This is a genomic window from uncultured Marinobacter sp., from assembly GCF_913055835.1.
Lineage (GTDB): Bacteria > Pseudomonadota > Gammaproteobacteria > Pseudomonadales > Oleiphilaceae > Marinobacter.
In genome coordinates this window covers 141,271-161,584 of record NZ_CAJXKQ010000004.1, presented here as the reverse complement: position 1 = coordinate 161,584, position 20,314 = coordinate 141,271, and the positions used below count along the sequence as shown (strand labels likewise).

The 20,314-nt window shown below is 59.8% G+C and carries 18 protein-coding genes; 8 read left to right on the top strand and 10 right to left on the bottom strand.

Annotated elements, in window-relative coordinates; genetic code table 11:
• Positions 1-2: 2 nt before the first annotated feature.
• From QZ534_RS04310 to QZ534_RS04280, 7 genes are all read right to left on the bottom strand, one after another.
• Positions 3-671: a TVP38/TMEM64 family protein gene (locus QZ534_RS04310; RefSeq protein ID WP_296931774.1), complete on the bottom strand. Its 669-nt coding sequence runs from the start codon at positions 669-671 to the stop codon at positions 3-5.
• A 1-nt stretch (position 672) separates the two neighbouring features.
• Positions 673-1,440, bottom strand: a complete 768-nt coding sequence (locus QZ534_RS04305; protein ID WP_296931772.1) for a glycosyltransferase family 2 protein — start codon at positions 1,438-1,440, stop codon at positions 673-675.
• Positions 1,441-1,533: 93 nt separating this feature from the next.
• Positions 1,534-2,946: an ATP-binding protein gene (locus QZ534_RS04300; protein ID WP_296931770.1), complete on the bottom strand. Its 1,413-nt coding sequence runs from the start codon at positions 2,944-2,946 to the stop codon at positions 1,534-1,536.
• On the bottom strand, positions 2,943-3,626 hold the full coding sequence (locus QZ534_RS04295) for a response regulator transcription factor (RefSeq protein WP_296931769.1): 684 nt from the start codon (positions 3,624-3,626) through the stop codon (positions 2,943-2,945). Before QZ534_RS04295 ends, QZ534_RS04300 begins: the two co-directional genes overlap by 4 nt.
• 22 nt (positions 3,627-3,648) lie before the next feature.
• Positions 3,649-5,196, bottom strand: a complete 1,548-nt coding sequence (locus QZ534_RS04290; protein ID WP_296931767.1) for a glycosyltransferase family 39 protein — start codon at positions 5,194-5,196, stop codon at positions 3,649-3,651.
• Positions 5,180-6,187: a glycosyltransferase family 2 protein gene (locus tag QZ534_RS04285; protein WP_296931765.1), complete on the bottom strand. Its 1,008-nt coding sequence runs from the start codon at positions 6,185-6,187 to the stop codon at positions 5,180-5,182. The genes QZ534_RS04290 and QZ534_RS04285 overlap by 17 nt, the downstream gene beginning before the upstream one ends.
• Complete coding sequence (locus QZ534_RS04280; protein ID WP_296931763.1) at positions 6,159-6,572, bottom strand: GtrA family protein; 414 nt, start codon at positions 6,570-6,572, stop codon at positions 6,159-6,161. The genes QZ534_RS04285 and QZ534_RS04280 overlap by 29 nt, the downstream gene beginning before the upstream one ends.
• A gap of 218 nt (positions 6,573-6,790) precedes the next feature.
• On the opposite strand from QZ534_RS04280, the gene QZ534_RS04275 reads away from it, so the two are divergent.
• The 8 genes from QZ534_RS04275 to QZ534_RS04240 all read left to right on the top strand — a co-directional run bounded on the left by QZ534_RS04275 (position 6,791) and on the right by QZ534_RS04240 (position 16,098).
• On the top strand, positions 6,791-7,501 hold the full coding sequence (locus QZ534_RS04275) for a thermostable hemolysin (protein ID WP_296931761.1): 711 nt from the start codon (positions 6,791-6,793) through the stop codon (positions 7,499-7,501).
• Positions 7,485-9,671, top strand: coding sequence for an AMP-binding protein (locus QZ534_RS04270; RefSeq protein ID WP_296931759.1), 2,187 nt, complete (start codon positions 7,485-7,487; stop codon positions 9,669-9,671). The genes QZ534_RS04275 and QZ534_RS04270 overlap by 17 nt, the downstream gene beginning before the upstream one ends.
• Positions 9,658-10,440, top strand: coding sequence for an SDR family oxidoreductase (locus QZ534_RS04265; protein WP_296931757.1), 783 nt, complete (start codon positions 9,658-9,660; stop codon positions 10,438-10,440). Before QZ534_RS04270 ends, QZ534_RS04265 begins: the two co-directional genes overlap by 14 nt.
• Positions 10,437-11,057, top strand: a complete 621-nt coding sequence (locus QZ534_RS04260) for a tetratricopeptide repeat protein (protein WP_296931755.1) — start codon at positions 10,437-10,439, stop codon at positions 11,055-11,057. Before QZ534_RS04265 ends, QZ534_RS04260 begins: the two co-directional genes overlap by 4 nt.
• An 85-nt stretch (positions 11,058-11,142) precedes the next feature.
• Entirely contained in the window at positions 11,143-12,666 is a 1,524-nt protein-coding gene (locus QZ534_RS04255; protein WP_296931753.1) for a diguanylate cyclase, read from the top strand.
• A gap of 82 nt (positions 12,667-12,748) precedes the next feature.
• Complete coding sequence (locus QZ534_RS04250; RefSeq protein ID WP_296931751.1) at positions 12,749-13,615, top strand: MBL fold metallo-hydrolase; 867 nt, start codon at positions 12,749-12,751, stop codon at positions 13,613-13,615.
• An 8-nt stretch (positions 13,616-13,623) separates the two neighbouring features.
• A complete protein-coding gene (gene sulP / locus QZ534_RS04245; protein ID WP_296931750.1) occupies positions 13,624-15,357 on the top strand; it encodes a SulP family inorganic anion transporter in 1,734 nt (577 codons plus the stop codon).
• Positions 15,358-15,438: 81 nt separating this feature from the next.
• Positions 15,439-16,098 carry an energy-coupling factor ABC transporter permease gene (locus QZ534_RS04240; RefSeq protein WP_296931748.1) on the top strand — a complete coding sequence of 220 codons (660 nt, stop codon included), beginning with the start codon at positions 15,439-15,441 and terminating at the stop codon, positions 16,096-16,098.
• Between the two features lie 12 nt (positions 16,099-16,110).
• On the opposite strand, the gene QZ534_RS04235 is transcribed toward QZ534_RS04240, so the two are convergent.
• The 3 genes from QZ534_RS04235 to QZ534_RS04225 all read right to left on the bottom strand — a co-directional run bounded on the left by QZ534_RS04235 (position 16,111) and on the right by QZ534_RS04225 (position 20,301).
• On the bottom strand, positions 16,111-18,243 hold the full coding sequence (locus QZ534_RS04235; RefSeq protein WP_296931747.1) for a GGDEF and EAL domain-containing protein: 2,133 nt from the start codon (positions 18,241-18,243) through the stop codon (positions 16,111-16,113).
• A gap of 259 nt (positions 18,244-18,502) precedes the next feature.
• Positions 18,503-19,033 carry a response regulator gene (locus QZ534_RS04230; RefSeq protein ID WP_296931745.1) on the bottom strand — a complete coding sequence of 177 codons (531 nt, stop codon included), beginning with the start codon at positions 19,031-19,033 and terminating at the stop codon, positions 18,503-18,505.
• Entirely contained in the window at positions 19,030-20,301 is a 1,272-nt protein-coding gene (locus tag QZ534_RS04225) for a HAMP domain-containing sensor histidine kinase (RefSeq protein WP_296931829.1), read from the bottom strand. Before QZ534_RS04225 ends, QZ534_RS04230 begins: the two co-directional genes overlap by 4 nt.
• Between the last annotated feature and the right edge of the window lie 13 nt (positions 20,302-20,314).

Below are 20,314 nucleotides of genomic sequence, written 5' to 3'. Positions count from 1 at the left end.
TCTCAGAGAGAGTCGGAAACGGAATCGGCCAGCGTCCTGGCCCTCTGGTTGTGATAGAGAAAGGCGCCAATCAGCGAGGCAAGAATGAAAAAGCCGATGCTCACGGCAAGCTGATAGGCATTGGCATTGCCGATACCGGCACCGGCCAGGGCAAACACCAGCATCTGGGGCAGATAGCCCAGGGTGCTGCCGAACAGGAACGGTGAGAAACGGATCCCGGAGCAGCCTGCGACAAGGTTGGTCACCAGATTGCTGCCCACCGGCAGCAAACGCACCATGAGAACCTTCAACAGCGTCTGCTCCCGGAACAGGCGATCAAACTGCTGCATGCGATGGCTGAACCGCCGGCTCAATGGCGTTCGCAGCAGCCAGCGGGCGGTCAGGAAACAGCCGGTGGCCCCAATGGCGGCGGCCAGGGTCGACAGCAGCGTTCCGTTGAGCCCGCCCAGGGCAAAACCGAGCACGAAGGCGAGCAACTGGCGTGGAGCGCCGAGACCGGTAAACAATGCGCCGGCGAGGGTGACCACCACCAATCCGCCGACACCATGGCTGTGGAGATAGTTCGCCACTTCATTCTGGTCGGCAATAAAGTCGAGCCAGCCGTTATGGATGGTCAGATAGCCAAGTAGAACCAGGGCGGCAAAGGCCAGCCAGCGGGAACCGTTGATCATGTCAGGAGCGCTCCGCCACCGACCCCTGTGGCTCGGCCTGACCGGCAGCGCTGACGACAGGAACTCGCGTGCGGTGCAGCAACCAGAGCACACCGAGCAGGTCCAGTATGCCGGCCCAGGTCCGGTTCCAGGCGTTGTACTTGGATGTGCCAGCAATGCGTGGTCGGTGGTTCACTTCCACGATGGCGATATCGCCACCGACACCCCGAACCAGGGCGGGAATGAATCGGTGGCCGTGGTCGAACCAGGGTAGTTTGAGGAAGGTTTCCCGGGGGAACAGCTTCAGGCCGCAACCGGTATCGGGTACGCCATCATGAAGCAGTGCATCCCTTACGCGATTGGCCAGGCGCGACTGGAAGCGTTTCCAGGCGGTGTCCTTGCGATTCTTGCGATAGCCGGCAATACAGAAATCCGGGTTTCGCATGGTGTTGGCTTTCTGCAGCATGGCGGGAATATCGGCCGGATCATTCTGGCCATCGCCATCCATGGTGACAATGAATCTGCTCCGGGCCTGGCGGATACCCGATGCCAGGGCACCGCTCTGGCCGATACTGCGCTCGTGGCGGATGGTCAACAACCGGCCACCGAGGCTCCGGGCTGTCCGCACTGCTGTGTCCAGCGTGCTGTCGGTGCTGCCATCATCCACCAGCACCACCTCGAAGCCGTGGTAGTCACGCATAACACCGTAAGCCTCGGTCAGCAGGGTAGCGATGTTGGCTTCTTCATCCTTGGCCGGGATAACCAGCGACAGTGTTCTTTCCTGACCCATGTGACGACATCCTCGAAAACGGAATATCAACCGGGCCGTCTGGCGGCCCTGTTCAATTGGGTCGGAGTATCCTCCTGAAACCTTAAAACAACCTTAAACCTGTTTGCGGCGTGAAGCGGCCCGGGCCGGCAGCCAGATGCTGACGCACAGGCCGGAGTTGCCATCCGGCCGGTCGCTGAGGGTGAGCTGGCCACCATGGAGTTCTGCAATGCGCCGGGCAATGGCCAGCCCGAGACCGGCGCCGCCACCGAGCCGCTGGTCGAGTCGGACAAAGCGGCTGAGCGCCCGTTCGCGCTCCTCCGCAGGAATGCCGGGACCCTGGTCGCACACGGTGATGTGGTAACCCTCGCCGGAAGGCGTCAGGTGCGTCTCGATGGTGGTGTGCTCGGGGCTGTACTGGATGGCATTCGCCAACAGGGAACGCATAAGGGTATTGATCAGTGCGCTGTGGCAGGAGACCAGGGCCTGCCCGGCATCGTCCTGCAGCACCGGGTCGATGTCTTTTTTCAGGGCCAGGGGTGCCACATCGGCAATGCTCTGCTCAACGATGGCCGACAGGTTGTGGTATTCCGGGGTGAAATCGGCACCGGAGTCGACGCGGTTGAGCAACAACATCTGTTCAACCAGGTGCACCATGCGGTCCACGGACTGGATCAGGTCGCCGTACTGTTCCGGATCCTTCTCGTAGACTTTTTCCAGGTTCAGTCGCAGGGCGGTCAGGGGCGTTCGCAATTCATGGGCCGCATCGGCAGAGAACCGTCGTTCCCGTTCCAGGGCCTGGTTGAGGCGTCTGAGCAGGCCGTTTACCGCCTGCACCAGACCGGCGACTTCTCTCGGCGCCTGCCGGTCGTCCAGGGGGTGGATGTTTTCCGGGGCCATGTTGCGTACAGGCTTCTCAAGCTTTCTCAGTGGTTGGAAGCCTACCTGGATCGACACGAGTACCGCCAGGGCAAGCACGGGAAGCACAACCAGGAAAGGCAGTACATTGCCGAGGGCGATTTCCTGGCTGAGTTCGTCCCGGACATCCTCTCGCTGGGCGGTGCGGATCCAGAAGCCGGTTGCCGGATCTTCAAGGGTGAAGGTTCGCCATTGGTACCCGGCCACCTCCTGCCAGCTGAAGCCACGTTCCAGGCCATGGGAATCGTTGGCACGCAGGGTGTCCAGAATCGGCTTTCGGTCGGGTGACCAGACCTCGAAGGCCAGCTTGCGCTCGTATTTGTGGCCAGCGCCGCCGGGCAGGATTTCATTCTCCTCCTCATCACCCTGGTACACGCTGTCTGGCAGCTGAAGAGTCTTTTCCAGGGTATGGGTGATCTGTTCCATCGACTGTGTGGATGAGAGGTGCTCAACCAGGCCCTGAACGATGCGGGTGCTCTGGGCCAGTTCCGCATCGAAAAGCTCTTCCAGCTGATGATCGCTGACGTAAAAGCCCCAGCCGGCGGCAATCAGGGTAATGAAAAACACCGTGCTGGTGATCAGAAGGATCAGTTTTCGGGTCAGGCTCATTCCGGAGACACCTCTGCGGCGGCCTTGCTGTCCAGCATGTAGCCAACGCCACGGACGGTGCGGATGGTCTGTTTGCCAACGCGCCGGCGCAGATGATGGACATGGACCTCAAGGGCATTGCTTTCTGCACCCTGCTCCCAGCCATACAATTGCTCCTCCAGCCGACGGCGGGTCGCCACCTGGTCCGGATGGCGCATCAGGTAGTGCAGAATCTGGAATTCGCTGCGCGGCAGGGCGGTTGTCTCGTCCCCGAATTTGAGCTGGCCTGTATCCGGATCCAGAATCAGCTTGCCCACTTGCAGGCCCCCTGTCCGGACGCCTGATCCTCGTCGCGTAACGGCCCGGATTCGGGCTTTCAGCTCTGCCATGGCGAAGGGTTTGGTCAGGTAGTCGTCAGCGCCCGCGTTCAGGCCCTGCAGTTTTTCGTCCAGATCTCCGCGAGCAGTGAGGATGATGACCGGCGTCTCGATACCCTGGCTACGGACTTTTTTCACGATGTCCAGGCCGTCCACCCGCGGCAGCGTCAGATCCACGATGGCCAGATCGAAGCTGTCGTTCAGGAGTGCATTGAGTGCCTGCTGACCGTCATCAAGCCAGTCAACGGTGTTCTGCTCGTCGCGCAACATACCCAGCATGGTGTTGGCCAGCAGATGATCGTCTTCAATCAGCAATATTCGCATACAGCAGGAATCCGGTTGGTTTTCAGCTAAGCGGGTGATCGTTGGATGCATTGTAATCGATACCGCCGTTTTTGCTTTTCCCCTGCAAGCTGTTTGCCGTAGGTCCGGCTGACGGTGTCAACAGGAAAAGCTGGAAGCGACGATTCTCAGCGATCGGAGTAGTGACGTCCTCAAGGCGCCTGAGCATCGCTTTGTTGCCTTTCTCGACGGCCAGCGCCATGGGCTTCTCCAGGTCGCCCGATTCGAGTTGATCAATAACAGCATCCTGCTCTACTACATGGGCCTCTCCGCGGCTATAAAAACGCGCGGAAAAAGGCGCCTTGCCCAGGTAAAACAGATTGTCAGGGCTCACACCAGGGAGTTGTTCCACTTGCGCGACCAGATCCCGCTCGGTTTTCAGTCGCTCCGGGTGCAAGGTGAGCCAGCCTGCGGCGGCGATTCCTATCATGGGGATCGTCACCACTGCCGCCAGGCTGGAAGCCGGCAGCCGACCAGAGAGTTCCCTCGGCCAGAGGCTGGATCCCAGCACGGCAAGAAACGGCAAACCCGGAAGCACGTAGGTCCAGAGAATATTGCCGGACAGGGAAAAAAAGATGGCCGGACTCAGCGCGGACGCAAGAACCAGCCCGCCCATGCCTTTCTCGACAGATCGCCACTGTTGTTGTGCCGGTTGGCGGCGCCAGCGGCTGACCCCAAAAGCAAAAACCGCGATCAGGCCCCAGGGAAAACTGGCGGCTACCAGGTACAGCCAGATAGTGCCCCGGGTAAACTCGTGTGCGTTGCCATACAGGTCGCCCTGCCAGCTACTGACCAGGAATCGCTTGATGTGTTCTCCCACAATGAAGTAATCCAGAAACCCGGGTGTCTTGAGCTCGGCGAGAACATACCAGGGGGCTGCAATTGCCATCATCAACAGTAAACCGCGGAACCAGGGCAGTTGCTGCCAGAGGACCAGCCAGCGTCGGGTGGTTGCCACCCAGAGAAAAACCGGCAGCCCGGTCAGTACCAGAATCAGCGGGCCCTTGGCGAGCAGGCCGATGGCAAGGCCGATGAAGAAGAGCCAGCCCCACACCATTGGGCCGCCCTGAAGACGAATAACCAGGCTGGTCAGCACCAGCGTCGAGCCAAGGGCAAGGAACGAATCGGTCATCACTGTGCCGGCCGTCAGAAAGCCCAGGGCCGTGGTGGCATAAATCAGGGCTGCCCAGAGACCGGCCGACGTGGCCGCTTCGCTGTCGCGTTCCGGGTGCAGGTAACGACGCAGAGTAAAGACAAGGTAGACAATGACGACATTGGCCAGCCAGGACGGCAGCCTGCCCGCGAATTCCGACACACCCAGAAGCTTGAACGACAGTGCCTGCGTCCAGAACGACAGGGGTGGCTTGCCCCAGAAGGGTACGCCATAGTCAAACCAGGGCGTTATCCAGTCCCCGGTTTCCGCCATGATGCGGGCAATCTCTGCATAGCGCGGTTCCGTGGTGTCTGACAGCGGCAGAAGCGCCGCCAGTCCAAGCCGGGCAGCCAGCACTGCAAACAATAGCCACAGCAAAGTGTTAATGCTTCTGGTCATTTCCGGCTACTCGCAATTGGGTTAGAAGTGGCTGCGCCTTATCGTCGCTGTCTTCGGCAACAATAAAGACCGGGCGCTGTTTGGTCTCCATGTAGATGCGGCCGACGTACTCCCCCAACAGGCCAACGCACAGCAGCTGAACCCCGGAGAGGAACGTGATTACGGCAACCATGGAGGCGTAACCCGGTGTGGAGATGCCGAAAACCAGTGCCCGGATAACTTCCCAGGTGCCGAAAAGGCCCCCGGCACCGGCCGCAAGCAGGCCGAGGATCAGGGCAATCCGCAGCGGGCGGGTGGAGAAAGAGGTGATCCCTTCCATGGCCAGGTGCATGAGTTTCAGGTAGTTCCATTTGGTTTTACCCGCCAGGCGCGGGTCGCGATCAAATTCGAGCGTCACTGTTGGCATACCAACCCACGCGAACATCCCCTTCAGGTAACGGTTGCGCTCGGGTAACCGGTTCAGGGCATCCACGGTGCGCCGGCTCATCAATCGGAAGTCTCCGGTATCGACGGGTATCGGTGCATCACTTATGTGGTTGATCAGGCGGTAGAAAATGCTCGCAGTGGTGCGTTTCAGCCAGCTTTCGCCGGCCCTGGAGCGTCGTTTCATCAGCACCACGTCCGCACCCTGTTGCCACGCCTTCACCATCTGCGGGATCAGCTCCGGCGGATCCTGGAGATCTGCATCCATCAGTACCACGGCATCGCCACGTGCACCCTCGAGGCCCGCGGTAACGGCCGCTTCCTTACCAAAGTTCCGGGAGAGCTGAACCACCCTGATTCCGGAGTAGCGGTCCCTGGCCCGAAGCAGCTGGGCTACAGAGCTGTCCCGGCTGCCATCGTCCACGAACAGCAGCTCAACCTGGCCCGGCAGTTGGCGGCATACAAAATCCAGCCGTTTCAGCAGTGTCGGAATAACATCAGCTTCGTTGTGAACCGGGATAACGATGCTCAGCATCGGGTTACTGAACGTTGATTGTCTGTTCTTCATGGAAAACAAACCTCTGTGCAAAGAGATAGTTGGCAAAGGCAACCAGGCCGGTCGTGATTAGTTGTGATGGAGCGACGCTGAGGCCCGCCATCAGGAGTAGAGAAAAACCCGCGAGGTTGAGGGACCAGCCCAGTGCGGCCCCGGTGAGGTATCGCGGGAAGGCAACTGTGTGGGGCAGTTCGGAACAGAAAGCGTAGCGATGCTGGCCAAGGTAATTTGCCAGCAATCCAACCGTAGCGCCTGTGGCGGATGCGAGAACGGCGTTGAGTCCCCAACCGGTCGAAACCAGCATCGTCAGCCAATGGAGCAGGGTGGCAACGCCACCGGCCAGCAGGAATCTTGGCAGTCTGCTCCAGCCGGTTGACCGCAATAACGGGAATCTCATACAGCCTCACTTCAGAACCCGGGCGTTATCGGAAGAATCCGAATGATGGACGGCACCTTACGCGGCCATTCTTAAGCAAGCCTTAACCGGGCCCTCTGAAAAACCTTAAGCCGGCCTTAAGGTTTCTCCCGACCCTCCTTAAGCCTGGTTTAAGGCTTTGCTCCTAATCTGGCAGTCGTGATCAAAGCGCCCACAGGGAGCCAAACCGGAGAGCCCATATGACAGACCCGCTGATGATGTCCACATGTTGTCCCCCGGATTCCGGGGAGGTGGTTCCGGTCATCCGTTGTGCCGGTCGTTGGTTCAACGAAATCCGCCCTGACACGGCCATGGCCGAGACGGTTGCGGGTTTTATTCGCCGCCGCTTCCTGCATGCCTACGGCGCGGAGCCGTCTTTGCGCATACCCGCGCTGCTTGCACTGACCACGGCCCAGGGCACACTTCTGGCAGCGGTCGGTGTTCGAAACGCCGCGCTGGAAAAGCTGTTCCTCGAAGATTATTTGTCGGTGCCGGTGGAGTCGGTCATGCCGGTTGGGGGTGTCGAACGTCACCGGATTGCTGAGATTGCCCATCTGGCCGGGGTTGAAGCCGGCGTTAGCCGGTTTCTGTTTGCCTCGCTGTCGGTGTGGCTGGATGGAGCCGGTTATGACTGGGTGGTCTGCACCGGTACGGATCAGCTGCGCAACAGTTTTCATCGCCTGGGTATTGCCACCGAGGCCCTGGCCACGGCTGATCCTTCCCGCTTGCCAGATGGCGGCGCCGGCTGGGGGCGTTACTACGATCACCATCCGGTGGTGATGGCCATTCGTGTTGCCGACGGTATGGCTGCCCTCCGGAGTGCCGGGCTGCTCAGGCTGGTTCAGTCCGTTGAGGACAATGCCCCCGAGGGAGAAACGATGGCAGGAGGCTCCTATGGCCACATTGCCTGAACTCCTCGCGCACCAGGCGCGCAGCCATCCTTCCCGAACGGCCCTCCAAGGGCCGGAGTCGGCCTTCAGCTATGCCCAGATGATGCAGGCGGCCGCTGCCCTGGCCGACCAGTTGACCCGATTGGGTGTCCGTCGGGCCGGTTTGTGTGGTGACAACTCCGTGGCCTGGATTCTTGCGGACCTGGCGTGCCTGCTGGCCGATGTGGTGTGTGTGCCGGTGCCGGTTTTTTTCTCCAGAACACAGACTCAGCATCTGACTGAACGCGCCGACCTTGATTGCCTGCTGTCTGCGGACAAAATCGATGATGGAGAACACATTGGCCATGGCGTCTGGTTGAAGCATCTGCCTGTGTCTGCTGCCGGGGCCTGGATGCCGGAGCAGACCGCAAAGATCACCTTCACCTCTGGCAGCACTGGCAACCCCAAGGGCGTCTGCCTGTCGGTGGCCCAGATGACGGCCACCACGCTGGCATTGAAGGAACGTCTTGATGGTGTCGATCTTGAACGGCACCTGTGCATCCTGCCGCTGGCCACACTGCTGGAAAACATTGCCGGTGTTTATCTGCCTTTGCTTATGGGCAGTACGGTGATGGTCGCTCCCTTGCAGGACCTGGGTATGACTGGAAGCAGTGGGCTGGACATTGGCCGGCTGGTGCAGGGCATTAACAGACATCAGCCACAGTCCCTGATTCTGGTGCCGGAACTGGCCATGGCGCTGGTGTCTGCGGCCGAACAGCAACATCTGGACAGTGAGTCTTTTCGGTTCCTGGCAGTTGGTGGTGGACGGGTTTCGTCCGACCTGCTGGCCCGTGGCCGCGCTGCGGGGCTGCCTATTTACGAGGGCTATGGCCTTTCGGAGTGCAGTTCAGTGGTCGCATTGAATGTGCCGGGGACCGAACGCGAAGGATCGGTCGGCCAGCCACTCTCCCATGTGCAGGTTCAGGTGGACGACCGCGGCCACATTCTGGTGGCAGGCAATACTCACCTTGGCTACCTGGGGGATGAACCGGCAGGCGATGAATGGCTGGATACCGGTGATCTGGGTGCCCGGGATGCCGAGGGTTTCCTGTCGGTCAGTGGTCGCGCGAAGAATCTGCTTATTACCAGTTTCGGTCGCAACATCAGCCCGGAGTGGCTGGAGAGTGAGCTGGTCCAGGCGATCGGTGCGCGCCAGGCGGTGGTGTTTGGCGATGGCGATCCCGGCCCCTCCGCACTCGTGGTCGTCCAGGATGGCCGCTCACCGGACGCGTTGCGCTCCGAGCTGGAATCTCTGAACGACACCTTGCCGGATTACGCCCGTTTGTCTGGCGTTTACATCCGCCGTCAGCCACTGAGCCAGGCTGACGGCTATTCGACCGCAAATGGACGGCCCGTGCGCCAGACGATTCAGGCCGACCTGCCGGCCCTGCTGGCCGGCGCATTTCCGATTTTCATGAACCATTCGATTTCCAATTCTGAACTTTCAAACCCGCCAGGAGGATCATTCATGGCATTTTTCGATCGACTGCAGTCTGAAACTGCGCAAGCCCGCGCCCACGTAACCGGGGCCCCCGTCATTGAGGCGATCCGCGAGGGGCGGTTCGACCTGACCGGCTATACCTGGTTTCTTACCCAGGCCTATCACCACGTGAAACATACCGTACCCCTGATGATGGCCTGCGGCGGCCGCTTGCCGGAGCGTCTGGAATTCGTGCGCAAGGCGCTGGTGGAATACATCGAGGAGGAGTACGGCCACCACGAGTGGATCCTCAACGATCTTGCGGCTTGTGGGGAGGACAAGGAAGCCATCCGTCATGGCAGCCCGGACACCTCCATCGAGCTGATGGTCGCCTACCTTTACGATCGGATTAACCGGGGTAATCCTGCGGCGTTCTTCGGCATGGTTCAGGTGCTTGAAGGTACGTCAATCGAGCTGGCAACACCGCTCGGTGAGGCCATCCAGAAGCAGCTGGGTCTGCCCAGCGAGGCGTTCAGCTATCTGTATTCCCATGGTGCTCTGGATCAGGAGCATTTTGAATTTTTCCGTAACCTGATGAACGAAATCACCGATCCGGATGACCAGCAGGCGATCATAGAGGCGGCCCGCATGGTTTACCGGCTCTACGGCGACATGCTGCACAGCATCCCCCTGCCCGAAAGCCGGAAGGAGCAGCATCATGAGGCTGCATGACCGTGTGTTCCTGCTGCTGGGGGGAACCGGCGGTATTGGCAAGGCACTGGTGGAACCGATGGTCAGGGCCGGTGCCCGGGTGATTATTGCGTCCCGGCACCCGGAAAAGCTTGAGCATCGTGAGGGTGTTTCGCTTGCTCATCTGGACCTGGCAGCGCCGGATCTCGATCAGCAGCTGGATCGCCTGGGCGATGCCTATCCGGAGATCGATGGCGTTATCCACTGTGCCGGGCAGAACCGCTTTGCCAGCCTGGGCAATATGGCCGTCAGTGAACTGGACGCACAGATCGCCGTCAATCTCCGGTCAGCCATGATTGTGGCCCGGCATTTTGCGCCAAGGTTCGAAAGAGCGGGGCAGGGTGCACTGGTGTTTGTGGGCTCCACCTTCGGCAGCATCGGCTTTCCCGGTTACACCGCCTACTGCGCCAGCAAGTTCGGGCTGCGTGGCTTTACCGAGGCGCTGCGCCGGGAGCTGGCCGATACCCCGGTCCAGGTGATCTATGTGGCACCCCGCGCCACCGCCACGGACATGAATCCGGAGGCTGTAAACGAGCTTAACCGGGCCCTCGGCAATGCCATGGATGCCCCCGAAGCCGTGGCGTCGCAGATTCTTGCCGCCATGGAAAATGACGATCGCCGGCGCTTCCTGGGCTGGCCGGAAAAGCTGTTTGTGGTGATCAACGGCATCCTGCCGCGAATTGTCGATAAGGCGATGCTGAAGCAATTGCCGGTCATCCGGCGGTTTCTGAATTCGGGGGTGTTGTCATGAAACGAATGCTATTGGTGATCCTGTGTCTGGCCGCCCAGCCGCTTTGGGCGGCAAACCTGGAGACCGAGCTGGCAGATATCCAGCATCGCTGGGCGGAGATTCAGTATCAGGTGCCGGAGGACGAGAAGGAGAAGGCGTTTGAGGAATTGGCGAATGAGGCAGAACAGTTTGTCGCCCACTATCCGGACCGGGCAGAGCCATTGATCTGGCAGGGTATTGTGCTCAGCACCTACGCCGGTGCCAAGGGTGGTCTCGGGGCGTTGGGCTTGGTCAAGGATGCCCGTAAATCACTGGAGGCGGCACTGGCGATCAATCCCGATGCACTGGAAGGGTCGGCCTACACATCGTTGGGCAGCCTCTATTATCAGGTCCCTGGCTGGCCACTGGGATTTGGTGATGACGACAAGGCCCGTCAGTATCTGCAGAAAGCATTGGCCATCAACCCTGACGGTATCGACGCCAATTTCTTCTTTGGCGATTTTCTGATGGACCAGGGCGAGCCGGAACGGGCCCGGAGCTATCTGCAGAAAGTCCTGGAAGCACCCGGCAGGGCCGGACGGGATGTCGCCGATGCCGGTCGGCGGGAAGAAGCCAGGAGTCGTCTGGCCTCGCTCTGATTCGTCGTCTCCGGAACGGGTTTGTTTCCTGTCAGCGTAGGCTACACTCAGTTATGAGCAGGGGTGATTCGTCCGTTGGGAGGACATGGTGTCCAAGGCGTCAAGGTCCGGTAACGGGCAGCAAACCGGTTTGTCTGCCCGTTTTTTCCAGAAACTGGCCTCAGGGGTGCCTGGAGTCCTCTTCGTTTATTGGGTGAGCTCGGAAGGAGATTCCCACCGCTGTCCCTTCATCAGCGAGCATGTGCAGTCGCTCTTTGGCATTGATCCCGCGGATCTGAGCGATAACGCGGATCCGATTTTTGCGATGATCCATCCCGATGACATTGATGCCGTTATGGCAAGCATCCGTACCTCGGCGAACAGGTTGGATACCTGGAGCTATCGGGCCCGGCTCCGGCTCGAGCATGGCGGCTATGAGTGGTTCGAGGTTAACGCGGAGCCAGAGCGCCAGCCTGATGGCAGCACTCTCTGGTACGGCCAGTTCCACAACATTCAGCATTACAAGAACCTGGAGCAGAGCCTGCGCGAAAGTGAGGCGGAGTTTTCTTTCCAGGCCGGTTTCCAGCGGCTGATTGCCCGCCTTTCCACCGAATTCATCAATCTGGGCTTTGGCACCATCGACCAGTGCATCGATGAACTTTTGAGATCCATTGGACTGTTTTTCAAGGTAGACCGGGCCTACCTGTACTGCTTTTCCGACGACTATGCCGTGATGACCAACACCCATGAGTGGTGCAGGGACGGTGTACCCGCTCTGATCGACACGCAGCAGGAGGTGTCGATCGAGAATTTTCACTGGTGGCAGGAACAGATCGAGGGAATGGTCAGTGGCAGCCGGGTGGTGTTTATTGAAGATGTCGATCGGCTGCCCCGGGAAGCTGCACCAGAGCGGGCGCTGCTTCAGGAACAGGGAGTGTCGTCAATGTTCTGCGTGCCGATACGGGTGCGTGGACGGGTGACGGGATTTTTTGGCGTTGACTCCCTTCGACGACGAACCTGGCGCCTGGACCAGGCCGATCTGTTGATTATTGTCTCCGGCCTGTTATCCGGTGCCCTGGAGCGCAACCGTCTGGAAGAAGAATTGCTGAACCAGTCGATTCGAGACCCCCTGACCGGCCTGCACAATCGCCGTTACCTGATGCCACGGCTCGATGAAATGCTGGGCCGGAGCAACCGTCGGGGCGAGCGTTTCGCCCTGGCGATCTTCGACATCGATCACTTCAAGCAGATCAATGACTCCATCGGACACCTCGGTGGGGATTACATTCTGCAGCGGTTTGCCGACATTCTGGTAAGCCAGACCCGCTCCATGGATGTGGTTGCCCGCTTTGGAGGAGAAGAATTTATTGTTGTCTTCAACGCCGTGGAGCACAGCGATGTGCGACAGCTCGTGCAACGTATCCTCGAAGCCGTGCACGAGGAGAGTTTTGTGTTCAATGACGAGGAAATAGCGGTGACCGTCAGCGCAGGTGTGGCCGGGATAGAGGAGTTCGTAGACCGCCCAGCCTCGCCGGATGCTCTTATTGCCGGGGCGGATCACCGGCTTTATCTGGCAAAGCAGGCGGGGCGGGACTGTCTTGTTGATGTATCAGGAACATTGCGCATATAAAAAAAGATCATTTCACCTCATATTACCAAATGGTATATCCTTAGATTAAATGTGATATTTGGGCCATTCAGAGGTGACTGTCATGAGCAACCCGATCGTTCAGCATTTTTTTGATGAACCCACCAATACGTTCAGCTACGTGGTGCGTGACCCGGACAGCCAGGCTTGCGCCATTCTCGATTCGGTCCTGGATTTCGATTACGCCGCAGGCCGCACCGATGTGCGCTCGGCCGACGAGATTATCGAATACATCCGCAGCAACGATCTGAAGGTCGAGTGGATCCTGGAAACCCACGTACACGCGGATCACCTGTCGGCCGCGCCTTACCTGCATGAGAAACTGGGCGGCAAGACCGGAATCGGTGCACACATTCGCGACGTTCAGGAAATATTCGGCAAGGCGTTCAATGCCGGTACCGAATTCCAGCGCGACGGCAGCCAGTTCGACAAGCTGTTCAGGGAAGGCGACACATTTGCCATCGGGGGTCTCGAGGGCCGTGTTCTGCACACCCCGGGTCATACCCCTGCGTGCCTGACCTATGTGGTTGGCGACGCCGCCTTCGTGGGTGACACCCTGTTCATGCCTGACTTCGGCACGGCCCGCTGTGATTTCCCCGGGGGCGATGCCCGCACCCTGTACCAGTCCATCCAGAAGGTACTGTCACTGCCTGCGGAGACCCGGATCTTCCTGTGCCACGATTACAAGGCACCGGGCCGCGATGAATATCAGCACATGACCACGGTGGCGGAGCAGCGAAAAGCGAACATTCATGTCCATGAGGGCGTTTCCGAGGAGGAGTTCGTGAAAATGCGCACCGAGCGGGACGCAACCCTGGATATGCCCCGGCTGATTCTGCCCTCGGTTCAGGTCAACATGCGGGCCGGACACATGCCGCCGGCCGAGGACAATGGTCAGGTGTACCTGAAAGTGCCGGTTAACCTGTTCTGAGATTCCCGATGAATCCGAAACGCTATTTGCCGATTCTGGATTGGGCACCGAAATACGGTCGGGATCAGGCCACCAGCGATCTGGTGGCCGCGGTCATCGTCACCGTCATGCTCATTCCCCAGTCACTGGCTTACGCCCTGCTGGCCGGGTTGCCCGCCCAGGTGGGGCTGTACGCCAGTATCCTGCCCCTGGTGATTTACGCTGTCTTCGGCACCAGCCGGACCTTGTCCGTTGGGCCTGTGGCCGTAGCTTCGCTGATGACCGCAGCGGCCCTGGCACCGCTGGCAGAGGCCGGAACTCCGGAATACGTGGCCGGTGCCGTTTTGCTGGCGGTTATGTCGGGGCTGATGCTGACACTGATGGGTGTGCTTCGGCTCGGTTTCCTGGCCAATTTTCTCAGCCACCCTGTGATTTCCGGCTTTATCACGGCTTCAGGCATTGTGATCGCCGCCAGCCAGTTGAAGCATATTTTCGGAATCCAGGCCTCCGGCCATAACCTTTTGGAAATCGGTCAGTCACTGTTCCAGTCGATTGGTGATACCAACCTGGCCACCCTGTCTGTTGGCGCCGGCGCCCTGGTGTTCCTGGTGCTGGCCCGAAAGCGCCTGAAGCCACTCCTTATGGCGATGGGCCTGGCCCCGAGAATGGCCGACATTCTGACCAAAACCGCGCCCATTCTGGCGGTTCTGGTGACCACCCTGGTGGCCTGGCAATTCCAGCTTGATGGCCAGGGTGTGCGTCTGGTGGGGGATGTGCCCCGGGGGCTGCCCGATTTCACCATGCCCAGCCTGGACATGGGGCTGTGGCAGCAGCTGGCCGTCAGCGCGTTGCTGATCAGCGTTGTCGGTTTCGTTGAATCGGTGTCCGTGGGCCAGACTTTGGCGGCCAAACGGCGCCAGCGCATCGATCCGGACCAGGAGCTGATTGGCCTGGGCACCGCCAACCTGGGCGCCGGCTTTTCCGGCGGCATGCCGGTCACCGGTGGTTTCTCCCGTTCCGTGGTCAACTTTGACGCGGGGGCCGAGACCCCCGCGGCAGGTGCCTATGCCGCGGTCGGTATTGCCATGGCCACGCTGTTCCTGACACCGGCCATCGCGTATCTGCCCCAGGCGACCCTCGCAGCGACCATTATTGTGGCGGTGGCCACGTTGATCGACTTTCCGGCTCTCGCCCGCACCTGGCGCTATTCCCGCACTGATTTTGGTGCCATGCTCGCCACTATCGTGCTGACCCTGGTGCACAGCGTCGAGGCCGGCATCATCGCCGGGGTGGCGCTGTCCATCGGGCTGTTCCTGTATCGAACCAGCCGCCCCCACAGCGCAGTGGTTGGTCGCGTACCTGGAACTGAGCACTTCCGCAATGTGCTTCGCCATGATGTGGAGCTGTGCCCGAAGGTGACCTTCCTTCGTGTGGACGAAAGCCTGTACTTTGCCAATGCCAGGTTCCTGGAGGAAACCGTGATGGATCTGATGATCCGGGAGCCAGAGCTCAAAGACCTGGTGCTGGTGTGTCCGGCGGTGAACCTGGTGGATGCCTCGGCCCTTGAAAGTCTGGAGGCCATCAACGAGCGTATGAAGGATGCAGGGGTCAGGCTGCATCTGGCGGAAGTGAAAGGCCCGGTGATGGACAAGCTGAAAGGGACAGAACTGCTTTCCCACCTGGGTGGCGAGGTTTTCCTGAGTACTTATGAGGCCTGGCAACGCCTGACCGACCTTGGCAAACTCGAAAAACAGGTCGCCTGATCAATCTGGGCTCGCTTGCACCGGGGGTGGGGCGAGCCGCTAAGATGTCATTCCCGACCCCGTTGCTGCGGTACGTTCACTATGGGCATGACTGAAAACCTGCTATCCACCAGCCAGTGGGTCATCACGCTTTTACTCTTTCTGGTGATTCTTGTCCGGGCGCTGCGCTCGATTGACTGGCAGGCGTTTCGCAAGGACAACGCACTCCAGCACTCGTTCTTCGGTGCTGCCGTGGTGCTTGGTTTTGTCTGGCAATTGCGGGCCGGCATTTCACCCGGCCTGGCCATCCACATTTTCGGTATCACGGTGATAACGCTGATGCTGGGGTGGGCTCTGGCGGTGCTGGCGGGCCTGATGGCGCTGGTGATCACGGTCATCACCGGCCGCGAGCCGTTGATCATGTTTGCCGCCAACGGGCTGATCACGGTGATGGTGCCTGCCATTGTCAGCCACGGCATCATGCTCTGGGAGCGCCGACGGGATTTCCGGAACTTCTTCGCCTATATCTTCTTCTGTGGTTTTTTCGGTGCGGGCATTTCTGTAGCGGCGGCTGGCACGGTCATGTGCTTGATGCTATGGACCAGCGGCGTCTATACGTTTGATGAACTGGTGCACGAGTACATCCGTTACCTACCGCTGTTCATGATTCCGGAGGGGTTTGTGAACGGCACCTTTGTAACCGGCCTGATGGTATTCCATCCAGACCGGCTGACGACACTGGATCAGAGGCGGTATCGGTAGAGTCGATCCGGCTCAGATGCCCTCGCCGCTGGCTACGGCGGAACTGAGCAAGTCACCGGCCTTTCCTGACTGTGCCTTTGCGCGCCAGTTCCTTGCCCAATCGACGACCTCATCTGCCGGCATGGGGCGGGCAATGCCGTAACCCTGCACGAAATTGCAGCCCATCTGCCGCAGCGTCCGGGCGTGCTCCATGGTTTCCACGCCCTCAGCCAATACTGGATGAGCAAACCTCTGGGCCAGGAAGATCACGCTCTCTACTATGGCGCGGTCGTTCGCATCCTCAAGCATGTTGCGAACAAAACTCTGGTCGATCTTGATGATGTCCACCGGCAGGGTGCGCAGGTAGGTGAGCGACGAAAAACCGGTGCCAAAATCGTCCAGTGCCACCTGTAGGCCAAGGGTCTGGCAACGGGCCAGAACATTGCTGGCCCGTTGGGTGTCCTCCAGGGCGGTCGATTCCAGCACTTCCAGGGTGATCTGGCCGGGAGCCACTTCGGGGTGACTGTGCAGATAGCTCTCCAGATAGTCAGCAAAGGAGCGGTCCATCAAATGCGGAGCACTTATGTTGATGCTGACCGCCAGATCCTCTCCCGCTTCTTTCCAGGCGTTCATCTGGTAAATCGCTTCTTTCAATACCCACTGGCCCAGTGGCACCTCCAGGTGACTGTTCTCGACAATGGGCAGGAACTCGCCGGGCGATACCAGGCCTTTCTCCGGATGATTCCAGCGGATCAATGCCTCAAGACCAAACAGCTCGCAATCGGTAACCCGTATCTGGGGCTGGAAGAAAAGCTCGAACTCATCATGTTCCAGGGCCCGGGAGATTTCCATCAACTGATTGCGCCGGTTCCGGCGATGCTCATCCAGGCCGGGATCAAAAAAATGATACTGGTTGCGACCTTTTTCCTTGGCGGAATACATGGCCTGGTCAGCGTGGCGAATCAGCCCTTCAGCGTCTGATCCGTCTTCCGGGTAGCGGGTGATGCCAAGACTTGCGGTGAGGGTGACGCTTTGCTCACCCACGGCGACCGGATCCCCGACGGTGGCCAGAATCCGCCGGTAAACCGTTTCGTGGTTGTCGTCGCTCTGCAGCAGGAGGACGAATTCGTCGCCACCGATCCGCGCTACCGTGTCGCCGCTGCGCAATGCGCGAGTCAGGCGCTCGGCCAGGGTACGCAGGGCCTGGTCACCGGTCGAATGGCCCCAGGTGTCATTGATAGCCTTGAAGCCATCCAGGTCCAGATAGCACACGGACACACTGCGGTGTTGCCGGTCGGCGTGATCCCGGGCGGTGCGCAGTCGCTCTTCCAGCAGCTGGCGATTGGGCAGTCCGGTCAGATCGTCGTAGTTGGCTGCCCGGTTCAGTTCGCGGGCATGGTTCTTGAGCGCTGTGATATCAGAGAACGCCGCGACGTGGTAATACTGCCCGGGTTCCTCGAGGTGGACACGGCTGATAGAGAGCAGCTCCACGTACTCTTCACCGTTTTTCCGGCGGTTCCAGATTTCGCCCCGCCAGTGGTCGGTTTTCTCGATGGTGCGCCACATGGACCGGTAGTACTCTCCCGAATGTCGGCCGGAGCTGAGGATGGCCGGGTTCAGGCCCAGAACTTCCTGGCGGCTGTAGCCGGTAATCCGCGAAAACGACGGATTCACATCCAGAATCCGGTTCGACTGGTCGGTGATCAGAATGGCTTCGTGGCTGCGGTCGAACACGCTGGCCGCGATTCGCAGGCCACGTTCACTGTTCTTCCGGTCCGAGATATTGTTCTGAATGGCGATATAACCGGGCGAGACACCCTGTTCGTTGCCAATCGGAACGCAATAGGTGTGCACCCAGTAGGGCTCTCCGGCTCTGGTGTAATGAAGAATGTCTTCTTCAATGACCTCGGCCCGGTGCAGCTTCTGGTTAATGCGCTTGATGGTTTCCGGATCGGTATCCGGCCCGTAAAGCACTTCCTTCGGAAGGCATCCGCGCACCTCCTCAAGTTGATACCCCGTGTGTTCCTCAAAGCTGGGGTTTACCCATTCAATGCGGCCGGCATCATCCAGTATTACCAGAAAATTGGGGGTAACCGCCGCAACCATGGCCAGGCGATTGGGATCAATGTCAGAGGGAGGGGTAATCGTTGTCGGGGATCTGGGCATGAGAGTCAGTAATTAGAGTTTCCGGTCTGTAAATTAACGAACTCTCCTCCCTGTGAGACTTCTGCAAGTGTATCAGCTGGACCGGCGTTCACGACCGTCCGTAATTGTCGTGACGGCCTGAACTCTGACGGGCTTTTCCGGCAGTTGAGATCGGGCTGATGGCGGAGCATGCTACCGGAATAGCCCCGAAAAACCATGGGTAATTGGTCTAGGTGAATTGATGGATGTCAGTTTTGCGCCAATTACCTATCTCTATCGGTTAGCGCCAGCGCGAGTGTTTCTGGAGTTTTCGTTGCAGGGTACGGCGGTGCATGCTAAGGGCCCGGGCAGTGGCAGAGACGTTGCCCTCGTTTTCGTTGAGCACCCGCTGGATGTGCTCCCACTCCATCTCCTCGACCGAGGGCGGCTCTGCCCGGAGATCGGGTGGTGCATCAATCGGCTCGAACCCGGCCAGCAGCTGATTGACCGTGACCGGTTTGCACAGGTAGTTCACCGCGCCCCGGCGCATGGCCTCGACCGCCGTGGCGATACTGCCGTAGCCGGTGAGCACCAGTATTTCCAGATCCGGATGCATGTCCAGCAGTTCCGGTAGCAGTTGCAGGCCGCTCTCACCGGCCAGGTTCAGGTCCAGAACGCAACGGTGAAAGGTTCCGTTCAGCAGAGCGTTTTTTGCCTCCTGATGCCCGTGGGCAAGCTGGGCTTCAATACCCTGGCGGGCAAGTGAACGCTGAAGTGCTTGCAGAAAGGCGTCATCGTCATCAATCAGCAGCCAGACCCGCTGTTCGCTCACGCTTGGCCTCCCGTCGCGATGTTGGTCTCTGCCGCAACCGGCAGATCAATGATGATAGTCGTGCCTTCCGCGCTGCCCCGGGCTTTCATGGTGCCTCCAAGGCGCTGGATGGTGGCATTGGACAGGAACAGGCCAACGCCGAGACCATTTTCCGAACTGACCACCTGGTCACCGAGGGTACCTTCAGGGGTGGACTCCAGGCCGTCGCCATGGTCCTCCACGACCAGTTCTATCCGATTGTCGTCACTCTCGCGGGCAGTCACAGCGACCCAGGAGGGGCTGGCTGTCACCGCGTTCGCCAACACATTGAGGACGGCCTGATCGAGGGTGGCGTCCACGGCAACCGGGGAGTCCGGTACCGGCTGTCGCCATTGAATGGCGGCGCCCGGCCATAGCAGGGTGGCCGATTCCCGGAGTCGGGCAACCCAGTCCCGGGCGCTCAGAGTCTCCAGTTGTGCGGTTTTGGCCTGCATGGCGGCGGTGGACAGCTGTTGCAGGTGGGCACTGCAAAGACCCAGTTGACTCTGCATCAGCGCAAGATCGTCTGCCACGGGCCCATCCCCGGGCACTGCAGATTTCATTTCCTCCACCAGCAGCGTCATGGTGTTCAGCGGTGTGCCCAGGCGGTGGGCGACGGCAGCGGCGGACAGCCCCAGGGCGATGATTTGCTCATCTCGAAGCCGTGTTTCCCGTATCTGTGCAAGCTGGGCCTGTTGCTGACGCAGACGTCGAGCGAGGGCTCCGACAGCCAGGAGCAGGATGGCGGCGGTTGTGGCGAAGGTCACCCACATGCCAACAAGATGCAGTTGGGCGAGGTTGGCACTGTGATGTTCATGGGTTACCGGGGTATGCCAGATCACCAGGGAGGTATAGACCGCCACCCCGGCAACGGTGACGGCGATACTCTGGCCCAACGGTAAAAGCACAATGGCAACGGCGATGGGCAGCAGCAACAGGGAAACCAGGGGGTTGGTGTAGCCCCCGGTCAGGTAGAGCCAGGCCCCGATCAGCAGCAGATCGGCGATGAGCACCACGCTGACCGCCTGTGTCGAGCGTGGCGGGCGCCGGGTAAACCATAACCAGGCCAGGGTCGCCATAACGCCATAGGCGAGGGGCAGGATTACCGCTTCGGCGCGATGGGCCAGAGTGACCATGGCCTCCGCGACGGCGATCGAAATCAGCTGCAGCGCAACAATCGTCAAACGCATGCCCAGCAGATAGCGGGCAGTCTGTTGAAAACCGGTCTGTGAGTGGGTGAGCCATTCCATACCGGGCATTCTA